Origin of the sequence: Thalassospira sp. MBR-102 (assembly GCF_040549275.1) — a bacterium.
Lineage (GTDB): Bacteria > Pseudomonadota > Alphaproteobacteria > Rhodospirillales > Thalassospiraceae > Thalassospira > Thalassospira xiamenensis.
The window spans coordinates 51,695-78,469 of sequence record NZ_JBEPTC010000010.1; the positions used below are offsets into that span (position 1 = coordinate 51,695).

The 26,775-nt window shown below is 54.6% G+C and carries 22 protein-coding genes; 7 read left to right on the forward strand and 15 right to left on the reverse strand.

Annotation, left to right across the window (positions count from 1 at the left end; all coding sequences use genetic code 11):
• Positions 1–150: 150 nt before the first annotated feature.
• From ABIE64_RS16205 to ABIE64_RS16235, 7 genes are all read right to left on the reverse strand, one after another.
• A complete protein-coding gene (locus ABIE64_RS16205; protein ID WP_354377953.1) occupies positions 151–1,524 on the reverse strand; it encodes a sigma-54-dependent transcriptional regulator in 1,374 nt (457 codons plus the stop codon).
• Positions 1,487–3,247 (reverse strand): sensor histidine kinase, encoded by a 1,761-nt coding sequence (locus ABIE64_RS16210; RefSeq protein WP_354377954.1) that lies wholly within the window; start codon positions 3,245–3,247, stop codon positions 1,487–1,489. Before ABIE64_RS16210 ends, ABIE64_RS16205 begins: the two co-directional genes overlap by 38 nt.
• A 284-nt stretch (positions 3,248–3,531) precedes the next feature.
• Positions 3,532–4,575, reverse strand: a complete 1,044-nt coding sequence (locus tag ABIE64_RS16215; protein ID WP_354377955.1) for an L-idonate 5-dehydrogenase — start codon at positions 4,573–4,575, stop codon at positions 3,532–3,534.
• A 3-nt stretch (positions 4,576–4,578) separates the two neighbouring features.
• Positions 4,579–5,853, reverse strand: a complete 1,275-nt coding sequence (locus ABIE64_RS16220; protein ID WP_354377956.1) for a TRAP transporter large permease — start codon at positions 5,851–5,853, stop codon at positions 4,579–4,581.
• Positions 5,850–6,359 (reverse strand): TRAP transporter small permease, encoded by a 510-nt coding sequence (locus ABIE64_RS16225; RefSeq protein ID WP_354377957.1) that lies wholly within the window; start codon positions 6,357–6,359, stop codon positions 5,850–5,852. The genes ABIE64_RS16220 and ABIE64_RS16225 overlap by 4 nt, the downstream gene beginning before the upstream one ends.
• Positions 6,360–6,414: 55 nt before the next feature.
• Positions 6,415–7,389: a TRAP transporter substrate-binding protein gene (locus ABIE64_RS16230; protein ID WP_354377958.1), complete on the reverse strand. Its 975-nt coding sequence runs from the start codon at positions 7,387–7,389 to the stop codon at positions 6,415–6,417.
• Positions 7,390–7,416: 27 nt separating this feature from the next.
• A complete protein-coding gene (locus ABIE64_RS16235; protein ID WP_354377959.1) occupies positions 7,417–8,127 on the reverse strand; it encodes a GntR family transcriptional regulator in 711 nt (236 codons plus the stop codon).
• Positions 8,128–8,254: 127 nt separating this feature from the next.
• Here ABIE64_RS16235 and uxuA point away from each other — a divergent pair, with 127 nt between their 5' ends.
• From uxuA to ABIE64_RS16270, 7 genes are all read left to right on the forward strand, one after another.
• Complete coding sequence (gene uxuA / locus ABIE64_RS16240) at positions 8,255–9,478, forward strand: mannonate dehydratase (protein WP_354377960.1); 1,224 nt, start codon at positions 8,255–8,257, stop codon at positions 9,476–9,478.
• Complete coding sequence (locus tag ABIE64_RS16245) at positions 9,475–10,941, forward strand: mannitol dehydrogenase family protein (RefSeq protein ID WP_354377961.1); 1,467 nt, start codon at positions 9,475–9,477, stop codon at positions 10,939–10,941. Before uxuA ends, ABIE64_RS16245 begins: the two co-directional genes overlap by 4 nt.
• Before the next feature lie 227 nt (positions 10,942–11,168).
• Positions 11,169–11,687, forward strand: a complete 519-nt coding sequence (locus ABIE64_RS16250) for an RNA polymerase sigma factor (RefSeq protein WP_071240811.1) — start codon at positions 11,169–11,171, stop codon at positions 11,685–11,687.
• 124 nt (positions 11,688–11,811) lie between these two features.
• Positions 11,812–12,771 (forward strand): FecR family protein, encoded by a 960-nt coding sequence (locus ABIE64_RS16255; RefSeq protein ID WP_062958713.1) that lies wholly within the window; start codon positions 11,812–11,814, stop codon positions 12,769–12,771.
• A gap of 120 nt (positions 12,772–12,891) precedes the next feature.
• Positions 12,892–15,327: a TonB-dependent siderophore receptor gene (locus tag ABIE64_RS16260; RefSeq protein WP_354377962.1), complete on the forward strand. Its 2,436-nt coding sequence runs from the start codon at positions 12,892–12,894 to the stop codon at positions 15,325–15,327.
• Positions 15,328–15,331: 4 nt separating this feature from the next.
• Positions 15,332–16,549 carry an MFS transporter gene (locus tag ABIE64_RS16265; protein ID WP_354377963.1) on the forward strand — a complete coding sequence of 406 codons (1,218 nt, stop codon included), beginning with the start codon at positions 15,332–15,334 and terminating at the stop codon, positions 16,547–16,549.
• Between the two features lie 2 nt (positions 16,550–16,551).
• A complete protein-coding gene (locus ABIE64_RS16270; RefSeq protein ID WP_354377964.1) occupies positions 16,552–17,688 on the forward strand; it encodes an ABC transporter substrate-binding protein in 1,137 nt (378 codons plus the stop codon).
• Between the two features lie 50 nt (positions 17,689–17,738).
• Here ABIE64_RS16270 and ABIE64_RS16275 read toward each other — a convergent pair whose 3' ends face one another.
• From ABIE64_RS16275 to ABIE64_RS16310, 8 genes are all read right to left on the reverse strand, one after another.
• A complete protein-coding gene (locus tag ABIE64_RS16275) occupies positions 17,739–19,523 on the reverse strand; it encodes an adenine deaminase (protein WP_354377965.1) in 1,785 nt (594 codons plus the stop codon).
• The gene (locus tag ABIE64_RS16280) at positions 19,520–20,449 is read right to left on the reverse strand and encodes a nucleoside hydrolase (RefSeq protein WP_354377966.1); all 930 of its coding nucleotides are present in this window, start codon (positions 20,447–20,449) and stop codon (positions 19,520–19,522) included. The genes ABIE64_RS16275 and ABIE64_RS16280 overlap by 4 nt, the downstream gene beginning before the upstream one ends.
• Complete coding sequence (locus tag ABIE64_RS16285) at positions 20,449–21,483, reverse strand: ABC transporter ATP-binding protein (protein ID WP_354377967.1); 1,035 nt, start codon at positions 21,481–21,483, stop codon at positions 20,449–20,451. Before ABIE64_RS16285 ends, ABIE64_RS16280 begins: the two co-directional genes overlap by 1 nt.
• Positions 21,476–22,255 carry an ABC transporter permease gene (locus ABIE64_RS16290; RefSeq protein WP_037990613.1) on the reverse strand — a complete coding sequence of 260 codons (780 nt, stop codon included), beginning with the start codon at positions 22,253–22,255 and terminating at the stop codon, positions 21,476–21,478. The genes ABIE64_RS16285 and ABIE64_RS16290 overlap by 8 nt, the downstream gene beginning before the upstream one ends.
• Complete coding sequence (locus ABIE64_RS16295) at positions 22,252–23,079, reverse strand: ABC transporter permease (RefSeq protein WP_037990615.1); 828 nt, start codon at positions 23,077–23,079, stop codon at positions 22,252–22,254. Before ABIE64_RS16295 ends, ABIE64_RS16290 begins: the two co-directional genes overlap by 4 nt.
• 109 nt (positions 23,080–23,188) lie before the next feature.
• Positions 23,189–24,214 carry an ABC transporter substrate-binding protein gene (locus ABIE64_RS16300; protein ID WP_354377968.1) on the reverse strand — a complete coding sequence of 342 codons (1,026 nt, stop codon included), beginning with the start codon at positions 24,212–24,214 and terminating at the stop codon, positions 23,189–23,191.
• On the reverse strand, positions 24,214–25,251 hold the full coding sequence (locus ABIE64_RS16305; protein ID WP_114093723.1) for a LacI family DNA-binding transcriptional regulator: 1,038 nt from the start codon (positions 25,249–25,251) through the stop codon (positions 24,214–24,216). The genes ABIE64_RS16300 and ABIE64_RS16305 overlap by 1 nt, the downstream gene beginning before the upstream one ends.
• Positions 25,252–25,513: 262 nt before the next feature.
• Positions 25,514–26,758 (reverse strand): sensor histidine kinase, encoded by a 1,245-nt coding sequence (locus tag ABIE64_RS16310; RefSeq protein ID WP_354377969.1) that lies wholly within the window; start codon positions 26,756–26,758, stop codon positions 25,514–25,516.
• Positions 26,759–26,775: the final 17 nt, after the last annotated feature.

The window sequence follows — 26,775 nt, forward strand, 5'->3', positions numbered from 1 at the left end:
GGGAGATTGCGGTTTTGTGCGATGGATGTGCGGGCGCTCACAAACAATGCGCGCGGTTATGAGCGGTTGGCGCTCCGAACGGAAAAAACCATTGAGCGGTTTTCGCTCAATGGTTTTTGATTTCGTGAATGGCCGGAACCGCCCTTTTTGTTATTGCAGTCCAAGTCTTTGCAACCTTCGCTTTAAGGCGTGTCGTGAAATGCCAAGGATTTCTGCCGCTCGGCCCTTGTGCCCGTTTGCCTGATCAAGCGCGTCCCGCACCAGATTGCGTTCCGTGGTATCAAGGCGATCCTGCAATTGCGGCGCGTTAGAGCTTGCGGGCTGATGGGGTTCCCGTTCGCCATCCAACTCGTCTTCATGAAATTCGGCAGGCAGGAGTTCCGGGTAAATCATCTTTGCCGGATACAAAATGGTCAGCCGTTCGATCAGGTTCTTGAGTTCGCGTACATTCCCGCGCCAACGATGTGCAAGCAAAATATCAACCGTTTCCAGTGCAAACTTGATCGGTTGGCATCCCTCGGCTTTTGCCTGTTTATCGGCAAAATGTTCGACCAGTTTGATGATGTCGTCACCCCGTTCCCGAAGGGCCGGGATATCAATGGTAATGACATTCAACCGATAGAACAGGTCTTCGCGGAAATTGCCTAGACGGACTTCTTCGGCAAGGTCGCGGTTGGTTGCCGCAATCACACGTACATTGGCCGATGCCGAATGCTCGCTGCCAACCGGGCGATAAGCACCATTTTCCAGAAAGTGCAGGAATTTCGCCTGCAGAGCCAGCGGAAGTTCGCCGATCTCGTCGAGAAACAGGCTGCCACCATCTGCGAGCTTTACCAGACCGGTACGTTTCTGATGGGCACCTGTATAGGAGCCTTTTTCCGCGCCAAAGAGTTCGGACTCAATCAGTTGCTCGGGCAATGCTGCGCAGTTCACCTCGATGAAGGCGCGCGATGATCGTGGGCTTTCGCCATGGATTGCACGTGCGACCAATGCCTTGCCAGTGCCGGACTCTCCCAGCAAAAGAATACGGCTGGCACTACTTTTGGCGACGCGTTCAATAGTGGTGCGCAGGTTGCTCATGACTGTGCAATCGCCGATCAGGCCGTTGGCCGGAACATCGCGTTTACGATGATATTCCAGTTCCAGCGCCGTCTGATTTTGATCCAGAACCGTATTGATCGTGTGGATCAGCTCATCAAGTTCGAACGGCTTGCTAAGATAGTCTGCGGCCCCAAGCTTGACGGCCTTGACTGCCGCACGGGTATCGCCATGCGCCGAGATCATGATCGCAGGTATATCAATGTCAAGATTACGGATACTGTTCAGAACCTCCATGCCATCGGCGCCGGGCAGGCGCAGATCAAGCAGGATAATGTCGAACTGGTTCTTCCGAACTTCGAGAAAGGCATCTTCGCCGGAATGAACGCCCGTGACGTCCATACCTTCTGTTCTCAGTGCAAAACTCAAAGAACGAACGAACGATTCCTCATCGTCGACGATCAGTATTCTGATCTTCTGGGACATTTTCGGGATATTCCTCCTTGGAAGTTCCTGCTTTTGCGGCGAGGAACTTCAATGTAATTGTCGTGCCCTCTTGCGGGGCGCTTTCAATATGAATGGTACCTTGATTGGCCTCGACGAGCTGCTGGCTGATCGTCAGGCCAAGACCTGTCCCTTTGCTTTTCATGGTAAAAAATGGTTGTACCACGTCAAGCAAATGCTGTTTGGGGATGCCCGCGCCATCGTCTGTGACGCGGATTTCTACCCACTCTTCGTTCTGTTCTGCCCGCAAACCGACGGTGCCGCCGACCTTACAGGCCTGAATGGCATTGATGCCAAGATTAAGCAGAACCTGCAAAACCTGATCCGGGTCGATATTAAGCTTCAGCCCGGAATCGCCGCTGGTGTAAAACCGGACATTCGCTTCTTTGGCAATCGGTTCAAGAACGCGGGAAGACTGACGAAACAGCTCGCGAACTTCGGCATTTTGCAGATTGGCCTCTCCCGGGCGTCCATAAGCCAGAAGATCGTTCACCACGCGTGAAAGGCGATCAATCTGATGGCCCATGTCGTCAAGCAAGACCTTGCGTTCACCATCCTGTTCCTTGCGAGTGAGGGCCTGAACGGTGGTTTTCATCGTGGCCAATGGATTGCGAACTTCGTGGGCAACGCCCGTTGCAAACTGTCCAAGTACTGCAAGTTTTTCGGCGCGAACGGTTCGGTCAATCAGGTCTTTAAGCTGCCATGCCATGGTGTTGAATGCTTTGGCAACCGTGCTGATTTCATCACGGCGGCGGCCTTCGGGCAGACGGTAATATAGATCGCCCGATGCAATGCTGTGCGCGCCCTGAACCAGTGTATCAACCCTTCGCCGCAGGCTGCGCGACAGGGCAAAAAAGATTGCCAGAATGACCAGGATTATAAGGGTCGCTGTGACATAAAGCCAAAACCGGGTCTGATCAATCGGTTGCAAAATGGTGCCTGGATGAACACTCATGACGATATTCCAGCCCGGAAGAATGCTGGGGCCTTCAATCAGTTCACCGGTGACTTCGGCTGGACGGCCCGTTGGGTCCAGAACAACACCACCTGGCGTTCGCAAAAGCGGTTCAATCACCCCGGCAACACCAGCACTGACAAGGAGTTCGGTCAGGGATGCAAGACGCATATGAAGCGCAACAGACGTATTCTGGCCAAGCCCGTTATCGCGAATATGCTGACGCATCAAAATCCAGCCGGAATTCCCATTTTCGGGCAGTTGCGGTCCGATGAATTCGATACCTTCATGTTCGACGCGGGGAAGACCCCGGATATCCCAACCAGTTTTGGACCAATATGGCGGGCCGGACGCGGCTTGCCCGGCAACCAGTCGGTCCAGATTATCATTCCAGTCAAAAAATAGGACGCCATACAAATCAGGTGAATCCGCCTCGACCCGCAGCAATGCAAGCGCCTCTTCTGCCTGCGGTGAATTTGGCGCATCAATGAAGGCCGGTAACGCCGGGTGGTTTGACAGGGTCACCAATTGATAAATGCGGGCGTCCAGAAATGCGGAAAGTTTGTTTGATGTTGCTGCAACCTGCGCGCTCAGGCGCTCACCCGTCAGGCGGTCAATCAGTTCATTGGAAAAACGCTGATAAAAGAAGCTCAGTGCAACAAGCGCACATATAACAACGCCGACCGATAAAAGCGTGTATCGGCCAACCAAACTCATACGCTGATTGCGCGACCAATGGAAACCGGACACTTAGCGCCTCCCATGCGCTGGTTTTACCAACGCGCATTGTTCATTTGCTTAGTTCTGTCGGAATTGTCTTCATCCGGCAAGTCAAACGTCTCTTTTGCCCAAGGACGACAATTTAACAAGTCGTCCTAGAATGTGACGCACATCAATCTTCAGCCGCATGCCGGGGGGCAAGATGGCAAACCTGCCAGACGTTTCATCGGGCCTAACTAGGGGGCCTCATGAAGAAGGCTGTGACATGAATAATGCCACAGCCTTCTTGGTATCCGGATAAACAGGAAGCAAGTTCAATTGGCGAAAGACAATTGAACTTTAACCGATTTGCTTCGATCTCGTGCGACGTCAAACGCTTCTTGTGCGGTTTCAAGCGGATAGGTTTGGGTGATGATTGGGGTGACATTTATGTCACCGCGGTCAATCAGGCGCACAGCATCGGCAAATTCCGCGTGGAATCGGAAGGTTCCGGTGATCGTGATTTCCTTGGCGACCAGCGGGTTGAATGGGACAGGGATTTCACCTGCAACCCCGACCTGAACCAGAATACCCTGCGGCCTCAAAACACTGATTGCAGACCGCAATGCCGCCGGGGCGGCTGAGCATTCCAGGCAAACGTCAAACAGACCTTTGTCCTGTTCATAGGCTTTCAGGTCGTCCGCGGCATTGGCGATATTGATGGTGCTGGTTGCACCCATTTGCTGCGCAACATTCAGCGCGAAATCCTGCAAATCGGTAACAACAATTTCACTGGCCCCCGCACGTTTGGCCGCGGCGGCACAAAGGCTTCCAATCGGGCCAGCCCCGGTAATCAGAACCTTTTTCCCCGAAAGGTCACCAGCACGCGCCACGGCATGCAGACAGACTGCCAGTGGTTCTGCACAGGCGGCATGGCCGATATCTGTTTGATTGCTGATCGCAAAGCACTGGCCTTGCCGGACATTGACCAGATCACGGAATGCTCCCTGAATATGGGGCATTGGCATTGCAGAGCCGAAGAACTTCATGTTCAGGCAATGCTGCTGCAGGTTTTTCTTGCAATAGCTGCATGTGCCGCATGGGTGACTTGGATTGATCGCTACCTTTTGTTCGATGGCAAGCCCAGTAACATCAGGGCCAAGTGCAACAATCGTCCCAGCGGCTTCGTGGCCCAGAATGATCGGTTCGCGCACGCGGATCTGACCGATGCCGCCTTCGAAATAATAATGCATGTCCGAACCGCATACACCGCCGGCCCCGACGCGGATAAGAACTTCGTCATGGGCGGGAGCAGGGGCGTTTTCAGTTTCGATCCGCAGATCGTCTTGGCCATACAGACGGCAAACACGTGTTTGCATAGATTACTCCATCAGGGACGGCAGCCAGGTTGACAGCGCCGGGATATAGGAAACAAGAAACAGGATCAGGATGTTCGTCAGAAGGAACGGCATCAGGGCCCGGATCACCGTGGTGACCGGTGCCTTGGCAATGTTTGCGCAGATAAACATGCAAATCCCGACCGGCGGAGTTGTCAGACCGATCATCAGGTTGAGAACGGCAAAAACCGCAAAATGGATAGGATCAACGCCGACATTGGTCGCCAGTGTCAGAAGCGGCACAAACAGGATGATCAGGGCTGCGATAGTTTCCATGAACATGCCGACGACAAGCAGCACCAGATTGATCAGTAGAATGACGACATATTTATTGTCGGTCACGGACAAGACCGCATTCGAGATCATCTGGGGAATGCGTTCAGAAACCAAAATCCAGCCAAACACGTTGGCCAAACCGACAAGGGCCAGAATGGCCGCCGCAGTGACGGCACTATCGACAATGATTTTTGGAACCTTGCGCAGTGGCAGTTCACGATAAATGAAGCAGCCAACAATCAGGGCATAGAGGCTTGCGATGACGGCGGTTTCTGTAGGCGTGACTATGCCGCTTAGCAGACCACCAACGATTAGTGCCGTCATGGCAAGAGCCCAGAAGGCCCCCATGAAGGAGCGAAGCAGTTCGCCAAAGCCCTGCCATGGCTGGTGGGGGAATTTGCGACGAACAGCGATGATGTAGCAAGTAATCATCATGGCAATGCCCATCAGGATACCCGGGATGGCCCCGGCGATGAACATTTTGCCAACAGAGATACCCGAAAGTGCGCCGACGATGATCATTGGCATGCTTGGCGGAATGATCGGGCCAACCGTAGATGAGGCCGCGGTCACCGCCGCAGAAAAGGCAGGGGTATAACCGGCGCGCACCATGCCGGGAATCATCATGCCCCCGATGGAAGCAGCATCGGCAACCGCGGTGCCAGAAATGCCACCAAACAGCATGGAGCCGGTAACATTGGTAAGGCCCAGCCCACCGCGCATCCAGCCCACCATTGCATTGGCGAACCGGACGATGCGCGGCGTGATGCCACCCCCATTCATCAGGTTCCCGGCAAGGATGAAGCCAGGAATACAAAGCAGAACAAAGACGTCCATCCCCGCGAACATTTTTTGCGGGATGACGACGAGCGGAATGCCTTCAATGAGCAGATAACAAAGCGAAGACAGGCCCAAAGTAACGGCAACGGGAAGCCCGATAACAAGGCCGAGCGCGAAAACGCCAAGTAAGATTGCAAGGCTCATGGGAAGTCCTTTGTCGTGTCTTCGGGTTTTCCGTCAGATACACCGGCGATAACACGGATCATACGCAAGGTTGCGAAAAGGCTAAGCAGCACGAGAAGGATGAATACCGTCGCGTGAATAAAGTCCATGCGGACCCCGAGTGCAGGCGAGGTTTGCATGACGCCGATGGAAACGAACCTCGATGCGGGGGATACCAGAATTAGGCAGAAGCCAGTGGTTAGTGCGGCTGAAACGAACATGAGCGCCCGCTGTATGCGCAGGGGTAGCATTTCGCATACGATATCAACATTGACCAATTCACCATTGCGGAACGAGAGGCCAACGCCGAAAGCGGCGAGAAATAGCAGGGCATAGCGCGTTAGTTCTTCTGTCCAGACCGGAGAGCTGGGCATGAAGGTGCGCGAAAAGACCTGTATCAGAACCGTGCACATCAGGATGCTGAAGGCAGCCCCCGTTGCGATGCGACACAGTGCGATAATGAACGCGTATAATCTGGCAAAAAGCACGTTGCTTCCCCGTCGGAAAGGGATCGGTCACGCGAAGTGACCGATCCCGCACATTTTATTTTGCGAAGAGTTCTTCGACGAACGGACGAATTTCGTCGGAAACATTGGCGAGAACTGCATCTTTAGCTTTTGCAGCAAAGGCTTTTTTGTCAACTTCAACAAAGGTCATGCCTTTTTCCTGAAGTTCTTTGGTCAGGCGTTCTTCGTCCGCGGCGAACAGGTCGCGTTCGTAAGCTTGTGCGCGTTTTGCGGCCTCGGTCACAGCAGCCTTGTCTTCGTCAGACAGGTTGTTCCAAGTGATTTCCGAAATGGTCACGTAGATCCATGAACGAACATGCTCGGTTTTGTTCACGAATTTCTGAACTTCATCGAAGCTGGCGGAATCGATGAGTGCAAGCGGGTTTTCCTGCGCGTCAATTGTGCCAGCCTGAAGCGAGGTAAAGACTTCGGAAAACGCCATCGGTGTCGGCTGTGCGCCAAGCGCCTTCCAGACATCGAGGAACAGCGGCACGTTCGGAACGCGCATTTTCAGACCATTGAGATCATCCGGGCTTTTGATTTCACGGTTCGAGGTCAGGTTACGCGGACCACGTGCAAAATAGGCGATCGGACGAATCTGTGCCTTTTCGACGATCTGATCTTCGATTTTTGAGCCGATTTCGCCGCTGGCAACCGCATCCATGTCTTCTAGCGTGGGATAGGCGTAAGGCACAGCCAGAAGGGCTGCCATCGGAGCCCAGTTCTGAAGGCTTTCACCGGTAATGGTCATGTCGACTGAGCCAAGCTGCATGCCGTTGATTAGGTCGATTTCCTTACCGAGGGTTTCGTTCGGGAAAACCTGAACTTCAATACGGCCATCGGTCAGCGCAGAGACTTCTTCGCCGAACTTCAGAGCCGCTTTGTGCCAAGAGTTCTGTTCATTGGCGAGGTGGCCAAGTTTCAGAGTTACTTCTGCGGCAAATGCGGACTGGCTCATCATGACGGCTGCCACACCGGCAAAGATCAAATTTTTCGTAGTTTTTCTTAGCATCGGTTCCTCCCTATTCGGTTTGATGCTTTACGGAGAAGACGCAGAAGTCGCGTCGTCAAACAGCTCCGATCTGGAGCGTGCTATATCAGGCAGCGTATGCAGGATTTCACGAAGGTGTTCCCGCATGGCCGCACAGGCTGTTTCGGGATCGCGCGAGGTTATCGCCGAAACAATTCGGACATGCTGTTCGATTATTTCATCCATCGGAAACTGGAAGTAGCTGAGATACCGGACCCGGTCGAGCTGGGCGCGGACGTCTTCGACTACTTTCCATGCATAGGTTTTCCCCGCGGCTTCGGCGAGGCAGCGATGGAAGTCATGATCCAATTTCAGAAACGACCGCGCATCGCCTTTCATTGCTTTGCGCTGATCGGAAATCAGTTGTTCGAGACGGGCAAGAAACGCATCGTCAGGTTCTTTTGCAACAAAGCGTGCAATGTCGGCTTCAATGGCTTCGCGGACAAATCGTGCGTCAAGAACAGCGGCAACAGAAATTTTCCGCACATAGGTTCCGCGCTGCGGACGAACTTCCAAAAGACCCTCGTCGGCAAGCTTGATGAAAGCTTCGCGGACCGGTTGGCGGCTGACATTAAAATGTTTTGCAAGTTCTGCTTCGGACAGGCGCACACCGGGAAGCAGGTCCGTACACACGATCCGTTCGCGTATGATGCGATGGATCTGTGGGCCGACAGCCTGATCGTGCGTGATTTCCCAGTCGTTTTGTTCGGGATCGCCCATCAATCTCTCCTTGCTTTTCTGAGTCATGATGCATACTACCATACTAGTCAACAAAATTATGTCGTGATACTGTTCACAACCGTTATAGTCGGTGTTGAAGACACCACGCCAATACAGAGAGAAACACATGAAACAAACCTGGAGATGGTTCGGCCCGAGTGACCTGGTCAGCATTGACGATATTTGTCAGGCCGGTGCACATGGTGTGGTTTCCGCCCTTCATCATGTGCCGAGTGGCGCTGTCTGGACTTCCGATGAAATTGCCAGGCGTCATGCCGAAATCGCGACCATGAAAGATGGTGCGCCGTCGGGACTGACCTGGGATGTTGTTGAAAGTCTCCCGGTTTCCGAATCGATCAAACGTCAGGTTGGTCCGTGGCGTAATCACATCGAAGCTTACAAGCAAAGCCTTCGCAACCTTGCCGATTCCGGCATCCGTATTGTCTGTTACAACTTCATGCCGGTTCTTGACTGGACACGCACGCATCTGAATTGGCGACTAGCCAACGGTGCGACCTGCATGCGTTTTGACCTGACCGATTTCGTCGCGTTTGACCTGTTCATCCTGAACCGTGCCGGTGCGGAAAATGACTATCCCGCCGGAATCGTTGCCGAAGCCAAAAACCGTTTTGCCGAAATGACGGACAAACGCCGTGCCGAGCTGGAACGAACGGTTGCCTTTGGTTTGCCGGGGTCGGTTGAAAACCTCTCTCTGGATGATCTGCGTGCTCTGCTTGAAACCTACGCCGCGATCGACGCCGATACGCTGCGGGCCAATCTGGTCGCGTTTCTCGAAGAAGTTGTTCCGGTCGCGCGCGAGGTTGGTATTCGTATGTGTTGCCATCCCGATGATCCCCCCTTCGCGCTTCTGGGGTTGCCGCGGATCATGTCGACCGAAGACGATTACGTCTTTATCATGCGTGCTATCGATATCCCGGAGAACGGTATTACGTTATGTTCCGGCTCGCTTGGTGTCCGTCCTGAAAATGACCTGCCGGGGATGATGAGGCGCTGGGGGGATCGCGTGCATTTCATCCATTTGCGCAATACCAAACGCGAAAGCGAAGGCTTGCCGTGCAGTTTCCACGAGGCAGAGCACTTGGACGGTGACACCAACATGGTCGATCTGATCGAGGAAATCCTGCGAGAGGAAGCACGCCGGAAGGCTGCGGGACGTGCGGACTGGAACATCCCCATGCGTCCGGATCACGGGCAGGATATTCTTGATGACCTGAACCGGAAGGGACAGCCGGGTTATCCGGCGATCGGGCGTCTCAAGGGCCTTGCCGAGTTGCGGGGGGTAATGACGGCACTTTCTGCAAGGTTTGATTTGCTTGGGGCCCAAAAATGACACCTTCTGATAATTCCGCTGCTGCCCCCCATGCAGATATGGCAACGGCCGGTATCGTGCATATCGGCATTGGTGCTTTTCACCGTGCCCATCAGGCGGTTTATACCGACGTGGCGATGCAGGCCAAAGGCGGGAACTGGCGCATCCTCGGTGTCAGTTTGCGCAGCACTGATATTGTCGATGCCCTGAATGCCCAGGACAGCGCCTTTACGGTGATTGAACGTCATCCGGATGGCCCCAAGGCCCGCAGGATCACCAGCCTGTCAAAGGCAATAGCGGCTTCGCGCGATGTTGCACCGGTTTTGGATGCGCTTGCCGATCCGGAAATCCGGATTGTTACCATCACGGTCACCGAAAAGGCATATGGCATTGATCGGGTGTCGGGGACGGTTCAGGCGGAACATCCGGCTGTAAAACATGATCTGGCATATCCCGCCACGCCAACCGGGCTTCTCGGGATATTGGTTGCCGGGCTGAAGCGCCGCAAACAGGCCGGTATTCGTCCATTTACAATCGTTTCTTGTGACAACCTGCCATCGAACGGGGTGTTGTTGCGCAACGGTGTGATTGACTTTGCCAAGCGGAGCGACCCGGACCTTGCAGGCTGGATCAAGGATAATGTGTCGTTCCCTTCGACGATGGTTGACCGGATTACCCCGGCTGCAACCGCGACAACGCTTTCGGATGCCAAGCGTTTAACCGGGATCGACGACCCGGCGGCAATTGAAACCGAACCCTTTTCACAGTGGGTTATCGAGGATGATTTCCCCGATGGCAGGCCCGCCTGGGAAGAAGCCGGTGCAATTCTGGTTCACGATGTAGAGCCATACGAGCTTATGAAGCTTCGTATGCTTAACGGCAGCCATTCCCTGATCGCCTATTTGGGGCAAGTCGGTGATTACCGCTATGTCCGCGACGCCATGGCGAACGAGGCTTTCTCGCAACTTGTTGCGCAGCATATGGAAAATGCTGCTGCAACGATGGCACCGCTTGCCGGGATTGATTTTTCGGATTACGGGGCCGAACTGGTCGCGCGTTTCCGCAACCCGGAAATCGCACATGAAACTCGCCAGATCGCCATGGATGGCACAGAAAAACTCCCGCAGCGGATTTTTGCCCCGGCCTGCGACCTGCCACAGGAAAGCAAGAAGATCGGTACATTTGCCCTTTGTTTTGCTGCCTGGATGGCTGTGATGCGCCAGCGTGTCAACACTGCGCCAGACGCAGCTGCCGAACTTCTAAATGACCCGCGTGCGGACGAAATAATAGAAGCATTGGCCGGTCATCAGGATGCAGCAGATATATATGAAAATCTTGCGAAGCTTCCCGGCTGGATGCCCAGACAGTTGCAGGACAGTCCGTTCTGGCGTGAAGCCGTAATTGAACGTTTGGCCATGTTATTGTCGGACGGCGCCGATGCTGCCATTACCCACGAGATCAATGCGTGGCTTTGCCCTTGTTAATCGTGGTCGGTGAATGGGCGATCGAAAGGGCATCTGATCAGCTAAGGCATCGCCACTTATCGATGCTTCGCATGTTTTGATTGGTGTGGTTACAAAAAGCATCAACAATATTGAAAATGATTATCATTACTGATACTTTCCGCTCGTCACCGTTGTGGGGGCTGTCTGTCCGGGCGCGCGAAACGGGCCATAGGGCGGAGTTTCATAGGTAATGATAGAACATACGCATGAGTTTCTGGCGGAACACACTTGCAAAGCTGTTCGAAGACCATCGGCGTCAGCTTGTCGCGATGGTTGTTCGGCGGATACGTGATCGTGAAGTTGCGGCCGAACTTGTGCAGGATGTCTATGCGCGTCTGATGCAGTCCGGTGATTGCGGCGAGCCGGAAGCCAATACCAAGATGCTTTATGCGTCAGTACGCAATGCCGTCATTGATCATCACCGCAGCACCTTTGGCCGCGCGAAGGCCATGAACGGGGTCCTTCCGGATCAGATATGGCAGTGTGAAACGACGTCTCCTTACGATCATACCGAAGCCCGTCAGGCGCTTTCCGCGCTTGACCGTGCCTTGCTGGAACTTTCGCCAAAGGCGCGCGAGATGTTCATCCTTCATCGTGTCGATGGCATATCCAACGCAAAATTGGCGAAAAAGTATGGCATTTCCGTCAGTGCGGTGGAAAAACAACTGGCCCGGACCATGCGCCATTGCCAGGAACGGCTGGCAGCCTATCGCGACGACGTCTGATAAATCCCATACGTGCTATGAGGATATTTTATCGTCATCCGTTATTGTTTATAGAAAGGGAATTTGGCGGATCACATCATTTACTGATATGAACGCCAGATCATGACGGGCGAAACGGGAACCTATGCAAGGCGCTTTTGAACCGACTGAACAGCAAAAGGACGAAGCTGCACTCTGGCACGCAAGACGGGCAGGTGGTTCGCTGTCGGCTGAGCAGGAATACGAGTTCGAACAATGGTTGAATGCAGACCGCAATAACCGGCTGGCCTTCGATCAGATGCGCGTGCTTTGGGCCCGGATCGAGGAGCCGGCAAGACGTCTTTCTGAAACCCAAAGGAAGCCAGCACTTTCCGGTTTCCTCTCATGGTTCCGCCCGCGGCGCTCTTTTGCCGCCCTTGCGGGAATGGTATTTGTCGCGGGCGCGGTCTTTTTCCTTCATCCCGATTTCATCGATAACATCCAGGCCGATATCGTTACCGGGCAGTCAAATGTCACTGCAATTGCATTGCCCGATGGTTCGGTTGTGCGGCTTGCGGCCAACAGTGCGTTATCGACCGACTTCGATGAAGGCCACCGGGAAATACAATTATTGCGGGGACAGGCATTTTTTGAAGTTGTCCACCGTAATGGAGATCCGTTCCGGGTGCGGACCGGCGATGCCACGGTACAGGTCGTTGGCACTCGATTCAATGTGGATCGCCTTTCACAACAGACTGTTGTGGTTGTCGAGGATGGGGCTGTTCGCGTATCAAGCGGGCTGAATGAAAACGGTGTTCTGCTGGGACCGGGGCAGCAGGTTGTTGTCAATGACGGAACCCTCTCGCCATCTGAAATCGGCGATGTCGGACTCGCACTATCCTGGATGAAGGGGCGGCTTAGTGTGCACAACATGTCCGTTTCAGAGCTGACCGCCAGGTTGGAAAACTTTGATGAAGGCCGCATCGTTGTGATTGGCGATGTAGGAACGCGCAGCATTTCCGGCAGTTTCCCGACGACCGATATTCCCGGATCGCTTGAAACTGTTGCCGATGCGATTGGCGCAAAGGTCGTCAGAACCTCGCCCTGGTTGACTGTTGTTTACTGAGATTGCGAAAAATTCGCAAAAAATCATTCTCCGATGTGAGGACTCTTATTTCCCGTTCGTTTGTCCTTTTAGATGCAGGGGGGACCTGCCTGAAAGAAAAGACGTTTATGGAGCGGGAAGTTGGAATTCAAACAAGCAAGAACAAGAACATACTCTCTGATTTCGGCATTGCTGGTTTCCACGGCAATGGTCGTTCCAGCGACATCGGGGGCGCTGGCGGCAAATGTGCAGACCGAAATTGCACAGGCGACCTATTCATTTGATATCTCGGTTTCCTCCCTTGCCGAAGGGATTGCTGAAATCGGCGCCGCTTCGGGATGGCGGATTGCCTATACGATTGATCTGCCGTCTATCGATGGTGCGTGCGCAATCCGCGGGGATATGACGGTTCCCGCCGCAATTGATACATTGCTGCGCGGTACCGGGCTTTCCTATCGTGAAACTGGCGAAAATTCCCTGATCCTGATCGACCCTGCGGCGGAAGCAGGGCAAAGCGGTGCTGCGGTTGTTGATCCGATCCGGGTTGAAGCCAACAGCACGCAATCCGATCTGCCACCTGCCTATGCCGGTGGCCAGATCGCGACCGGTGGCCGTCTTGGCATGCTGGGCAATACGGACATCATGGATGCACCCGTCAGCATCACCAGTTACACCAGCGAAAAGATTGCCGATCAGCAGGCTCAGACGATTGCCGATGTCTTAAAGCATGATCCATCCGTTCGGTCACCAAACAGTAGTGGCGGGATGCTTGATACCTATCAAATCCGTGGTTTCAACATGAATACCGGTAACTCTGGCGAAGTTTCCTTCAATGGGGTTTACGGTGTTGCACCAACATATCGTGCGCAGACTGGTTATGCCGAGCGTATCGAAGTTCTTAAAGGCCCCGCTGCGCTTCTGGGGGGAATGGCACCTAATAGTGGTGTTGGTGGTGTGATCAATATCGTTCCCAAACGTGCCGGAGACGAAGACCTGAACCGGGTCAGTACCGATTACGGACTTGGCGAGCAGGTAGGGGGTAACGTTGATTTCGGTCGTCGTTTTGGCGACGAGAATCAGGTGGGCGTCCGCTTCAATGGTGGCTACCACAACGGCCATACGTACCTTGATCATCAGGAACGAGAAGCATCGTTAGGGGCGCTTGCCCTTGATTATCGTGGTGATGATTTCAGAGCAACACTTGACCTGATTGATCAACGTGAAAACCTGAATGCGCCATTCCGGGAATTTCTGGTGGATGGAGCTGTTACCTCGATGCCAAATGCGCCAGATGGGAATAGAAACGTTGCCAACAAGTGGGAATGGTCCGAGGTGGCCGATCAGTCAGCTCTTCTTGGGGCCGAATATGACCTTACCGAAACAATGACCGTGTTTGGCAGTTTCGGTGGCGGGAAAACCCAGGTAGAGCGTCTGTTCGGCTATCCTGAAATCCAGAATTCTGCCGGGGATACAACCGACACCGTTTCGTACGCAAAGTTCCAAACCAAGCGCTGGACTGCGGATGCGGGAGTTCGTGGGGAGTTTGAAACAGGTTTTGTCGGACATCAGGCAACTTTGCAAGTCAGCCGTTATTCCGATGAATTTAGCCGGGGATTGCGGAACGGCGATGATACTCTGAATTCCAACATATATTCACCTGTTGCCAATCCGATGGATGCTGTCGCGGTTCCGGCAGGCCGCCCAAAACTCTCAGAAACCGATCTGAGCGGGATTGCCATCGCAGATACCCTGTCGATGTGGGATGATTTCATGCAAGTGACAGTGGGCGCTCGTCACCAGCGCATTGAGACGGACAACTTCAATGCCTCGACCGGGGCGATAACTTCAAGTTATGACGATAGCGTCGTGACCCCGATGGTTGGTGTTGTCGTGAAACCAAACAATTCGCTGTCGGTTTATGCCAACTATCTTGAAGGGCTCAGCCGCGGCAGCATTGCACCAAATACAGCGACCAATGCCGGCGAAGCAATGGCACCATACGTTGCCAAGCAGATCGAGACAGGTGTGAAGCTTGATTACGGTAACTTCGGTGCTACGGCGGCGATATTCCAGATCACGAAACCATCGGGACAGTTGGTAAATAACGTTTATAACTCCGATGCAGAGCAGCGAAATCGCGGTATTGAGCTTGGTGTTTTCGGTGAAGTTATGCCCAATGTGCGATTGCTTGGCGGCGTCATGTTCCTGGATGCGGAACTGACCAAAACCAATAGTGCGACAACAAAGGGAAATCAGGCTGTTGGTGCACCGGAAATGTCAATCAACCTGACGGCCGAATGGGATACACCATTTGCGCAGGGGCTGACGCTAAGTGGCACGGTCAACCACGTTTCCGAGCAATATGTCAACACAACGAATACGTTGGATATCCCGGATTCTACGACGCTGGACTTGGGCCTCCGTTACAAAACAATCTTCGCAGAAACACCAGTTACCTTCCGGGCGACGATCCAGAATGTAACGGACGAGGACTATTGGGCGGGAGTCAACGAATTCAGCATGGTCTCTGTCGGAGCACCTCGTACGGCTCTGCTGTCTGTAACGGCTGATTTCTAGTCGGATGTCCGTTCGCTGGCAGATACATCTTCTGTTTATCATCCAGCTGGTCTCGATGGGTGCGATGGAGATGAGCGGGCCGTTCTGGCCCGTTCATTTGCATTCATTAAGCCATTCGGACGACCTGTTCACATTTGCCAGTATTGCGGTCTATGTCGGGCCGATGCTGGGCATCATGCTGACCAGCACGTTCTGGGGGCGGCTTGGGGATCGGTTCGGTCATAAGGCGATGATGATGCGCGCCCTTTTCGGGCTTGCGATTACCCAGCTTGCGCTGGCCTATGCCAATGACGTGTGGCTGATCCTGATGTTGCGGTTCCTGCAAGGGGCGTGTGCGGGCTATATTGCGCCAGCACAAGCTTATGGCGTCAGTATCGAAAGTCCGGCAAGACGGGCAAAGCTGTTTGCCTATCTTCAGGTCTCAACCAATGTCGGTTCGCTTGGCGGTGCGTTGGTGGGGGGCGTGATCCTTGATCATGCGGCTTTCTTCTGGATCAACTTTTCCGCGGCCATTCTTTGCACGATCTGTTTGATCTCGGTTTGGGTATTGCTGCCGGTTGCAACGCCAAAAGGTACAAACCGTGATGCTGCCCCGGATGCAACGCCCGTCGCAAAGATCAGTATTTTGCGATCACCACAGATCATCCCCATTCTGACCATTCTCGGCATTTTGCTACTCGGCAGAATGGTAACCCAATCGCCGTTTTCGATTTATGTGCTGAACATCTTTGATGTTGGCAACTGGGTCGTCGGTTTTTGCTATGGCTTGCTGGCACTTGGTTTTGTTGTTTCGGCATCCCTTTGGGCGCGCTATTTCGAAGGGCGTGCGGCGCGCGATATTCTGGGCGGCATGTGTCTGGTGATTGCCGGATGTGTGGTGGTGACCGGGCTTGCCGGTGCCACCCGGTCGATCTTTGTTTTTACCACGATGTATTTTATCTGGGGTGTGTTGCTTGGTGCGACGACGCCGGTACTGGCCGCCCTTGTGTCACGTGCGGTGGGCGACCACAGCCAGGGTCATGTCCTTGGTCTTGCGCAAAGTACGGCACAATTTGCCTCCATCGCGGGTATCGCCCTTGGCGGCTGGTTCAGTCAGGCCGCCGGACTTTCAAATATCTATTTCCTTGTCGGATTTGTTTACGCCATCGGGTTTGTCCTGACCGTTTTTGCGCGCGCGCGTGCAGACACGATTGCCCGACCATCAGAAATTCCCGGAGAATAATAATGATCGTAAAAGCGATATCACGCCTGATTACCGCCGCAGGTTTAAGCCTGCTTTGTATCCAGGTAGCACAGGCCGAAATGATCACCGTCACCGACATTGCCGGACGCGAGGTCGGGGTTAATATGCCGATCCAAAGGGCTGTCTTGGGTGAAGGGCGGCAGCTTTATATCATCGCCGCATTGGATCGTGAAAATCCGGCGAAACGGATTGTTGGCTGGCGCAAGGACCTGATTGAGGCAGACCCGGCTACTTATCAGGCCTATCTGGCGAAGTTCCCGGCATTTGGCGATATTCCGGCTTTTGCCGGGCTGGAACAAAGCCTGATTGATATCGAAACCACGATTGCGCAAAAGCCTGACGTCGTGTTCCTGAACCTTGAAACACAACAGGCCGTTGACGAGGCGAACTATGTTGAGAAGCTTGGTGCGCTTGGCATTCCGGTGATCTATGTCGATTTCCGGCATGACCCGGAACGCAATACGGAGCCATCAATCAGGCTGTTTGGCAAACTGTTCGATCAGGAAGCCCGTGCAGAAGAGTTCATCACATTCCGCGCCGCCGAAATTGCCCGCGTGACCGATAAACTGGCGGAAGCCAATCCGGCGCGCCCCAAAGTCTTTATCGATCGGGCCGCCGGTTTTTACGAGGATTGCTGCCATTCGTTTGGCGACGGCAATTTCGGTGCGATGGTTGAAATGGCGGGGGGGGATAACATTGCCAAGGACCTGATCCCCGGAACGTTCGGGCAAATCAATGCCGAACAGGTTCTGGTTTCAAGTCCCGATCATGTGATTGTCACCAGTGCCGCGTGGGATGCCTATGTGCCGGGCGGGAAATGGGTGCCGGTCGGGCCGGGGGCGGATGCGCAACTGGTTGAGAAGAAGCTAGAATATTATCCGGCACGTTCGGCCTATCTTGGAATTGCGGCGCAAAAAACGCAAGCATTCCATGCTGTCTGGCACCAATTTTATAATAGCCCCTATCAGTTCGTTGCGATCCAGCAGATGGCAAAATGGTTCCATCCTGACCTGTTTGCCGATCTTGATCCCGATGAAACGTTCCGCCAACTGCATGACCGGTTCCTGCCGATCAATTATCAGCTGGGTTATTTTGCGTCACTGGACGCGGCGAAGTAATAGGCGATTCCCCGCGATAACATGATGGATATCGCGGGGTATTTGGCGATCTATAAGCCTTCGAGAACCGGCGTGGTTAGAAGTTGACCGGTGGTAACATCGCCGATCCCGCGGTCGGTTTGGTGCGGGCCGGGATTGCAGGCCAACGTTGCGCCAAACAGGGCCTTGAAAACCAGATAGGGCGGTTGCCAGTCGACAATCGCATCCGCGGCGGTTCGGATATCGGCAAATTGCTGCGCAACATGATCCATGGGGGCGTCCGAAACCAGCCCGCAAAGCGGCAGGGGAAGAAGCGCATCAAGCTTGCCGTTTGATGCCACCGCCATACCGCCACCGGCACGGATGACGGCATTGGCCGCCACCATCATGTCGCGCGGGTTACCGCCAAACACCGTAACGTTGTGGCTATCATGCGAGACGGTGGTGCAAACAGCACCTTTCCAGTCACCCCATCCGGTCAGGAAGCCGACGCGTGGTTTGCTGTCCGCCTTTCCGTGGCGATGGGCAACAGCGATCATGGTCGTGCCCGAAGGTGGCACAACATAGCCGTCCTTTACATCGGTGTCAGCCGTCGCCCAGCGGGTAAAGCGCGGTCGGTCGATGATGGCAATCCGGACGCGATCCCCGGACGCAGGCACGCGAAAATCATCAATGCTCAGGACATCCATCTTCATTGTGTCGGAAAGGGGGGCGGGATCAATCGAAACGGCTTTCGCCGTCATTTCACCTGCCTCGGAAACAATCTCGCCATTTGCGATGACATGGCGCGCCTGAAAATCGGTCAGGTCGTCATAGACGACAATATCGGCACGCCGTCCGGCGGCAATCAGACCAAGATCGGAACGGCCAAGGCGCATCGCAGCATTCAGGGTTGCCGCCCGCAACGCCCATTCCGGTTTCATGCCATAACGGACCAGGCGACGCACCACATCATCAAGCCCGCCAGCATTGAACAGGTCGTCGGGGAAGACGTCATCGGTACAAAGCGTGACGGTTTGTGGCAGAAAACCCAATTCATTAAGCGTTTCGACAAAACCCGGCAGCAGATGGTCGTGCGATCCGCGCATTTCAATCGCGAGACCGGCACGCAGTTTTGCCATCAGATCATCGTTTGAAACCAATTCATGATCAGAACTGACCCCTGCCGTCATAAAGGCGGCAAGATCAGGTCCTTCAAGGCCGCGTGCATGACCGCAGACAAGTTTCCCCGATGCAAGCCCTGCCTGCATGATATTGGTCATGCGCGGATCGCGATCAATCACACCGCGCATATTCATGACTTCGGCAACCCCGGCGATTTCGGGCCAGGACAGCATTTCGGCCATGGCATCACCGTCAAAATCAGCACCGGACATTTCAAGGCCGGGCGCAGCGGGAACGCAGGACGGTGCCAGAACAAGTACGCGCAATGGCATGTCACGTGTTGCTTCAATCGCCCAGCGGACACCGCCAAGCCCCCGCACATTGCCAAATTCATGCGGATCCCAGACGATTGTGGTGACGCCGCGGGCAACGACTGTTTCGGCATAGACCGCCGGTGTGACCATCGAGCTTTCGACATGCATGTGTGTATCGATCAGGCCGGGGCTGACATAACCGCCCCGGGCGCTGATGATTTTGCGGGCGTCGCTTCTGGTTGCCGGTTCATGGACGCTTGCGATCATTGGCCCGATCAGGCCAATATCGGCCTTGCGAATTTCACCGGTCACCATATCGACGAGCTTGCCACCGGTAATCAGGATATCGAACGGTTCATCGCCGCGTGCGGCGGCAACGGCACGTGTGCGCAATTTATGGCAGGTCAGATCACCGGGTTCTGTCGTGCGGTTATTCATTTCGCTGCTTCCGCCTTCAGGGCTGAAAAGATCAGGTCGCGCGCGCGTTTTGTATCAACAGAAACGGCATATTGCGCGTTTTTGATCGCGGTCGGGTGTGGGTCAACAATGGTTTGCCCACGCGAAGGACCCTGGCTGGTATCAATTTCGATATGTGCATCGGCAAAGCTGATCGCATCCTGATCAATTACCGCGACCGCCGCGCAAGGATCGAAAATCGCCATCGCATCGCGCCCGCGTGATAGGGCAATATTGATATATCCTTCGGTCAAGTCCGCCAGAAGACCGGCATTTTTTCCGCCAGCATTGCGGATAGGTGTCACATCATTCGGGGTGGCCAGTACCTGCCGACAGAGATCAAGATCCACCATGCGCAGGGGCACCTGATGGGACAGGGTAATGGCAACAGCTTCGGGGTCGGCAAAGGCATTATATTCGGCGAGTGCGGTATGATTGCCGCGCGTTACGGCACCCCCCATCCATGTCACACGGTCGATTTTGCGCGCCAGATCAGGCCGGGCCAGAACCAGAGATGCAATATTGCCAAGCGGGCCAAGGGCCAGAATATGGCGTTCATCATCCGGTCCGGATTTGCCTTCAAGCCAGTTGCAAAGACCGTCGAACGCGCTGCTTTCGGCAATCGGACGGCAATCGGGCAGGTGTGCGCCGCTTGATTGCATGCCAAGGGGGCCGAGAATCCGTTCGGCGGTTTCAAGTCCCCCCATAACCGCCGTTTCCCGGCCGGTATAGATTTTGAAACCCCAGCCAAACTGGCGTGCGGCACTGGCTGCATTGATCCGCACGCGTTCAAGCGGGGAATTCCCGGCAATCAGGGACATTCCGTCGATCCGCTTTCCGGCATGGATGACAATCAGCACCGCGGCCAGATCGTCAAAGCCCATATCGGTGTCAATCCACAGTCCCATCAAAGGCTCCCGACGCGCGATAGGGGTGCGGCCTGCGATACAGGCAGATCGAATTTCAGGACAGAACCGAATTCATGGGCCGGAAGGCTGGCATCGCATTCCGCCTTGATCGGGCCAAGTGGGGTATCAAGCAGGTATTCCCGTGTGCCTCCGGCAAATGACGTACCGCGTATGGTGCCCTCGAACGGTCCGCTGCCAAGGGAGACCATCGACGGTCGCCAGGCAAGGCCTTTGGTATCAAGCGGGGGCGTGCCCGAAAGTTCGACAGTTCCGGTTGCGGTTTTGAGTTTGCCGTCTTCAAGCGCGAAGACATTTTCAAACCCGACGAAGTCCGCAACAAAATCGGAAACCGGGCGGTTATAGATATCTTCGGGCGTGCCGATCTGTTCGATATGACCATCAAGCATCACGATAATCCGGTCGGCCATGGCAAGGGCTTCGACCTGATCGTGAGTAACAAAGATCATCGTGACACCGCTTTCCTTTTGCACACGCTGTAATTCGGTGCGCATTTCAAGGCGGAGCCGTGCATCAAGGTTTGAGAGCGGTTCGTCAAGAAGCAGCACCTTGGGTTCCATCACCATCGAACGCGCCAGCGAGACGCGCTGCTGCTGGCCGCCGGAAAGCTCGGCGGGTTTGCGGGTGGCGAATTTGGACAGGCCGACAGTTCGAAGGCCTTCCTGGACCTTGTCGTCCAGCTCCTTGCCGCGAACTCCCATCAGCTTCAGGCCGAAGGCCACGTTTTCATAGACATTAAGGTGCGGGAACAGGGCATAGGACTGGAACACCAGCCCGACCGGCCGTTTGTTGGCGGGGGTTCGGGTGATATCGATATTATCAAGGATGATCTTGCCCGATGACGGCTCCATCAGCCCGGCAATTGCGCGCATGGTTGTGGTTTTGCCACAGCCTGACGGGCCAAGCAGGGCAACCAGTTCACCCTTGCCGATATCTAGATCCATTTCCGGCACGGCAACATTTTTGCCGTAGGACAGGGTCAGTTTTTCAAGACAGAGAAAGCGGGCATCAGACATAGCGGGAAAATCCTAGGAAACGTTCGGCCAGAAAGACAATGCCCAGCGACATGAAGGCCAGCAGCGCGGACAGGGCTGCGACCGACGGGTCATAGGTGATTTCCATATAGGCGAGCATGTCGATGGGAAGGGTTCGGACGCCGGGGCCCGACAAAAACAGGGAAACCGGAACCTGATTGAAGCTGGTGACAAAGCCCAGAATGAAGGCAGCAAGAATACCGCCACGGATATTGGGCATCACCACGCGGAAAAAGGCGCCAATCCGCGATGACCCCAAAAGCACGGCGGCTTCTTCGATGTCAGATCGCAAATTGTTCAGGCTGGCCGACACCACGCGCACCGCATAGGGCAGGATCAGTGCGGTATGCGCCAGAAACAGCGCAAACAGAATGCCGAAATTGAAAGGTACAACGAAATAACGCAGCAGTGCCAAACCGACGATGATACCCGGCACAATGATCGGCGACGATACGATGGTCCGGATGGTTTCCGCACCGGGAACCTTGTAGCGCGACAGCGCATAACTTGCCGGAATGCCAAGGATCAGGGCGGCAAGCGTGCCGCCGATGGCAAGAAACATCGAGATGCCGAAACTCGCACGGAAGCTTTCGACTTCGAAGACTTTCAGCACCCAGCGCAGGGACAGCCCTTGAGGCGGGAAGGCAAGCGTTTCGCCCGCCGACAGCGATGCCGCGATAATGATCAGGAACGGACCAATCAGAAAGGCCAGTACCAGCAAAAGAATGATCGGGGAAAACAGCTTGTTGGTCATCGCTTGTTCCTCGCGGTGGCAAGGCGTTTGAGCAGAAGGTTGGCTGCAAATGCCATAACGATCAGGATCAGGGCGATCACACTGGCTGATACGAAATCATTGGCCACGGTCACGCGCTGATAGAGCAGGGTTTCAAGCATCAGGACCTTGGACCCGCCGAGAATGGCCGGGGTGATATAGGCGGTCATGGATCCGGTAAAGACCAGTGTGCCACCGATCACAAGGCCTTCTTTGGTTAGTGGCAGGATGACTTTGGTGAAAACCTGTAACCAGTTGGCACCAAGAACACGAGCAGCCGGCACCGCATCGCGCGGCATGTTTTCAAGCGCACTGATCAGTGAAATGATCATGAGTGGCAGGAACAGTTGCAGCAAGCCGATGAAAACGGCGGTTTCGGTGAACAGGAAGCGGATCGGTTCATCCGATAGCCCGACGGCAACCAGTGCCTTGTTCACAAATCCGGTCCGGCCAAGGATCACCAGCCACGCATAGGTCCGCGCCACCGGTGAAATCATCAGCGGCAACACAACAAGCCCGGTGATCCGGCCCTTGCCCTTTGGCGGCAGGTTCACGATTGCAAAGGCCGCAGCATAGCCGATGACGGCCGAGGCGGCCGTGACCAGCGCTGCCAGTTTAAGCGTGCGCAAAAAGACAGTCTGATTAAGCGACTGGGAAAAGAAATCGATATAGGCCTGTATCGTCCAGCTATCGCCCGACCGAAAACCTTCGGACAGAAGAATCAGAACCGGGGCCAGAAAGACCACAGCGGCAAAGATCGCGGCAGGGAGGACCAGCGCAAAGGCTTCGGCCCGGTTCTGAAACATCTCGGCAACCTTGTCTTCGGTTAAAGTCAATAAGTGATGGCGCGAGCAAGGCCCGCCGGATCGGGGCAAATGGCGACCTGCCCCGATCCGATAATGATCATGGTGGCGATTACTGGCCGACCTTGTTGTTCCATTCCGACAACCAGGTTTCCTGATTGTCGATGGCAACCTGTGACGGGATCAGATGCAGATTGGCAACGGTATCGGCCCCATAGGTCAGGTTTTCGGCAACCTCGTCGGAAACCTTGACGTCCTTGTTCGCCGGACTGTCGACAAGGTTTTCCGCCAATGCCGTCTGGATTTCGGTCGAAAGCCAGAAATCCATGAATTCAAGCGCAAGATCGCGGTTCTTGCTGCCCTTGGTCAGGACCATGACATTCATGCCGCCGGACTGGCCTTCCTTCGGGGTTGCCCATTTGATCGGCAAATCCATTTTCGAAAAACCGGACCATGCAAAACGCCCGATGGGTGCGGCCCAGATTTCTTCCTGCTGCATCAACTGCACCAGTTGGGAAGAACGGACATAGAAGGTGACGATCTCGTCCTTCTTTTCGCCAACGGCGGCAATCGGGGTTTTGAGCGACGGGTCTTCATCGCCAAGGGCCTTGCCGAGCATATAAAGCGTCAGCGGGCCCTGTGTGGTCGTGACGTTCGGAAGGGCAACATGATCGACGACATCATCGGCCAGGAGGTCCGCCCAGCTTTCGACTGTCATCTTGTCAGAACGATAGGCAATCGAGCTGGCATAGAAGGTGTAGCCAACACTCATGCCATCGTCATTCGGGTCTTTGGCAATGTCATAAAGCTTGTCAAAGTTCGACAGTTTTGATGTATCGACCTTGTCGGTCAGGCCGTCCTTGGCAGCTGCCAGTGCATCACGCATGGAAATAACCGCAAGGTCGATTACCGGATCGGCTTTGTTGGCTTCGATTTTGGCAAGACGTTCGACCGAGTTGCCGGTTTCGACAACCAGTTCGCAACCGCATTTTTCTTCGAACGGGTCATACAGGATTTTCTTGAATTCATCCTGTGCAAAACCATAGACCGAAATGGTCAGGGTCTTTTCCTGAGCCTTTGCCGCACTTACGGACAGCAAAAGGGCAGCAGAAGCCATAAGCAGTTTTTTCATCGGCATCACAGCGTTTCTCCGGTTGGGAAGGGTGCGTCAGGGGAAACCGCCGGTCCGCTTGACGCGCGGACCATCAGTTCCATCGAAACCTTGGATATGTCGGCAGTGACGGTGCGTTTTAACGTCTTGCCGGTTGGGGCAGTGGATTTGGCCTGCTCGATTTCGCACACAAGGGCGGCAATCGCCAATTCGGCAATTCGGGCCATATCCATATGCACCGTGGTCAACGAAGGGGTCACCACGGGCGAGAAAATAAGATCGTCAAAGCCGGTCACGCTGACCTGTTGCGGGACCTTGATCCCGGCAGTCTGCAATTCGGTCAGAACGCGAAGGGCGTGTAAATCCGAAACGGCTGCAATTGCTGTGACCCCGTTTTGAACGTGGTCAATCAGGCCAAGCGATGCCCGTTCGCCACGTTCGCGCATCAATGTTTCAAGCCAGATCGTCGTATGACGGATATTGCGGCCAAGTGCCGATTTCATGCCGCCGATGCGGTCATTTTGCACGTTCGATGCCGGGTCATGCCCGATCAGAAGAAAATTTTTGTGACCCAGATCGACCAGATGGCGCGCGACCTTGGCCCCGCCTTCCCAATGGTCTGCCGAAACGGTGTTGCCCGGTGTTGAAGGGGTATCGACCATTGCAACAGGGCATCCAACATCGCCGATCCGTGTGCCACGACGCGGAATGACGACCAGACCATCAACACCACGTTCGATCAGGCGGCTGATGGCTTGTGTCTGGGTGGTGACATTGCCACGCGAGTCCGCAATCAGAACCCCGTAACCGGCATTTGATGCCGCCGTTTCCATCGCCTGCGCGATTTGCGGGAACAGCGGGTTGGAAATATCGGGAAGGACAAGGCCCAGTACATTTGATCGACCGGTGCGCAGTGCCCGGCCCGCATTGCTGGGAACATAACCAAGTTCGTCGGCTTTTTTGCGGATTTTATCGACCAGATCGGCCGATACCCGGCCCTTTCCCGACAGCGCGTTCGATACGGTTGCCGAAGACACCCCAAGGGCGTCGGCAATCATGCTCATATTCGGTCCGGAACGCGGTGAAGCCACTTAATACCCCCGTCAAACACCCAAAAGATGTGATCTGGCATCATTGATTAGCTGGTTAATCGATTAATCAAACGATATCGGAGTCTTTTTGAAGAGTCGAGGGTAAATTTATACAATATCCTGTCCGCCGCGTTCTGCGCGGACTTGTCGGTCGTCGATTTTGAAGTTGTTCAGGAAATAGCTGCTCTATAATGGCATTTCTTTTCCGTACCGGGTCCTGGCGTGCCGTGGGGCCTCAGGTGTGGTTGCTGACTGTGAAGATTGCGCGCATGCCGCCCGCGGCAAGGAAGGTTGTATCGCATTTCCAGTTGCAACGTTCGCAAATCCGGCGCACCAGATGCAGGCCGATGCCTTCGCCCTGATCGCGGACATAATCGCCGGCACAGGTCATCAGGTTGTTTTCGACAATCAGTCTGTTGGCTTCAAGCCGGACCGTAACCCGCCCCTTGGGCGTGTGTTCGAACGCATTGCGGATCAGGTTGGATACGACAATCATCAGGGCGGCAGGTGATGCTGTGATCGCGCCGCTTTCATCGTCGGCACTGAATTCGCATGTCAGGTTCTTGCCGTCTGTCAGATAGGCAAGATCGACGATGGCTTCGCGCACGAAGGCCGGATAGTCGATCTTTTCCTGAATACCGTTCGGTGTTGCTTCGCGCCCCAGCCAAAGCAGGGTTTCAATCAATTGCTGCATGTTGCGGTTGGCGCGTTTGATGCGCGCGGCCAGACGAACCTGAATTTCGTTTAACGGTGTTTTATCGAGCAGTTCGACATTGCCGCTGACAATCGTTACCGGGGTTCGCAATTCATGGCTGGCCTGACGCAGGAATTCGCGTTCACGTGTCACGAACTTGTCGACCCTGACCAGTGACTGATGCAGTTCCTTGGCGACGTCATTGAGTTCGGTAAAGCCGAAATCGGGGACCGGTTGATCGAGATTTTCCGTCGACAGGGTTTTAGCCCAGCTTTGCAGGTTCTCCGATGGCTGCGTCATGCGTTTGCCGATCAGCCAAAGCACATAGGCAAATATCGCAACAACACCAAGCGCAAACGGAATGGAAAGAAGAGCCAGTTTGTGCAATCGCGAAAAATAGACGCTGTCCTCATCACCCGCGTGATAGGTCTGCAACAGCAGGATTTGCGTGCCGTCGGCAAGAATATGGGGAAACACCAGAAAGACCGGGTTGTCGGGGTCTTTTTGCGCGGCATATTTATCGGTGTTCAGGTAGTAAAGCTCGCCCGGGTCGATATCTTTGGGCTTGTAGCGGTCGCGCAGCCGTTCCGGCAAAGCGTCATAATCCGTGAAGGTCTGGATGTTAAAGCCGTTGGGAAGCGGGGTCGTTGGGTCTTTGGCGCGCATTTCATCATATTGTTCCGCGATGGTCTGCAACTGGAAACTCGCAACCATCCACTTGCCATACAGCATGTAGAAATTAACCACACCGGTATAGATCACCAGCGTAATGACAAGTGCCAGCAAAACGTAGTTCCGTACAA

Bases quoted from the DNA above. Each gene is read 5' to 3' on its own strand.
- ABIE64_RS16205 (WP_354377953.1), bottom strand. From the start codon at position 1,524: ATGTCCCAGAAGATCAGAATACTGATCGTCGACGATGAGGAATCGTTC.
- ABIE64_RS16215 (WP_354377955.1), bottom strand. From the start codon at position 4,575: ATGCAAACACGTGTTTGCCGTCTGTATGGCCAAGACGATCTGCGGATC.
- ABIE64_RS16220 (WP_354377956.1), bottom strand. From the start codon at position 5,853: ATGAGCCTTGCAATCTTACTTGGCGTTTTCGCGCTCGGCCTTGTTATC.
- ABIE64_RS16230 (WP_354377958.1), bottom strand. From the start codon at position 7,389: ATGCTAAGAAAAACTACGAAAAATTTGATCTTTGCCGGTGTGGCAGCC.
- ABIE64_RS16235 (WP_354377959.1), bottom strand. From the start codon at position 8,127: ATGGGCGATCCCGAACAAAACGACTGGGAAATCACGCACGATCAGGCT.
- uxuA (WP_354377960.1), top strand. From the start codon at position 8,255: ATGAAACAAACCTGGAGATGGTTCGGCCCGAGTGACCTGGTCAGCATT.
- ABIE64_RS16245 (WP_354377961.1), top strand. From the start codon at position 9,475: ATGACACCTTCTGATAATTCCGCTGCTGCCCCCCATGCAGATATGGCA.
- ABIE64_RS16250 (WP_071240811.1), top strand. From the start codon at position 11,169: ATGAGTTTCTGGCGGAACACACTTGCAAAGCTGTTCGAAGACCATCGG.
- ABIE64_RS16255 (WP_062958713.1), top strand. From the start codon at position 11,812: ATGCAAGGCGCTTTTGAACCGACTGAACAGCAAAAGGACGAAGCTGCA.
- ABIE64_RS16265 (WP_354377963.1), top strand. From the start codon at position 15,332: ATGTCCGTTCGCTGGCAGATACATCTTCTGTTTATCATCCAGCTGGTC.
- ABIE64_RS16270 (WP_354377964.1), top strand. From the start codon at position 16,552: ATGATCGTAAAAGCGATATCACGCCTGATTACCGCCGCAGGTTTAAGC.
- ABIE64_RS16275 (WP_354377965.1), bottom strand. From the start codon at position 19,523: ATGAATAACCGCACGACAGAACCCGGTGATCTGACCTGCCATAAATTG.
- ABIE64_RS16280 (WP_354377966.1), bottom strand. From the start codon at position 20,449: ATGGGACTGTGGATTGACACCGATATGGGCTTTGACGATCTGGCCGCG.
- ABIE64_RS16285 (WP_354377967.1), bottom strand. From the start codon at position 21,483: ATGTCTGATGCCCGCTTTCTCTGTCTTGAAAAACTGACCCTGTCCTAC.
- ABIE64_RS16290 (WP_037990613.1), bottom strand. From the start codon at position 22,255: ATGACCAACAAGCTGTTTTCCCCGATCATTCTTTTGCTGGTACTGGCC.
- ABIE64_RS16295 (WP_037990615.1), bottom strand. From the start codon at position 23,079: ATGTTTCAGAACCGGGCCGAAGCCTTTGCGCTGGTCCTCCCTGCCGCG.
- ABIE64_RS16300 (WP_354377968.1), bottom strand. From the start codon at position 24,214: ATGCCGATGAAAAAACTGCTTATGGCTTCTGCTGCCCTTTTGCTGTCC.
- ABIE64_RS16305 (WP_114093723.1), bottom strand. From the start codon at position 25,251: ATGAGCATGATTGCCGACGCCCTTGGGGTGTCTTCGGCAACCGTATCG.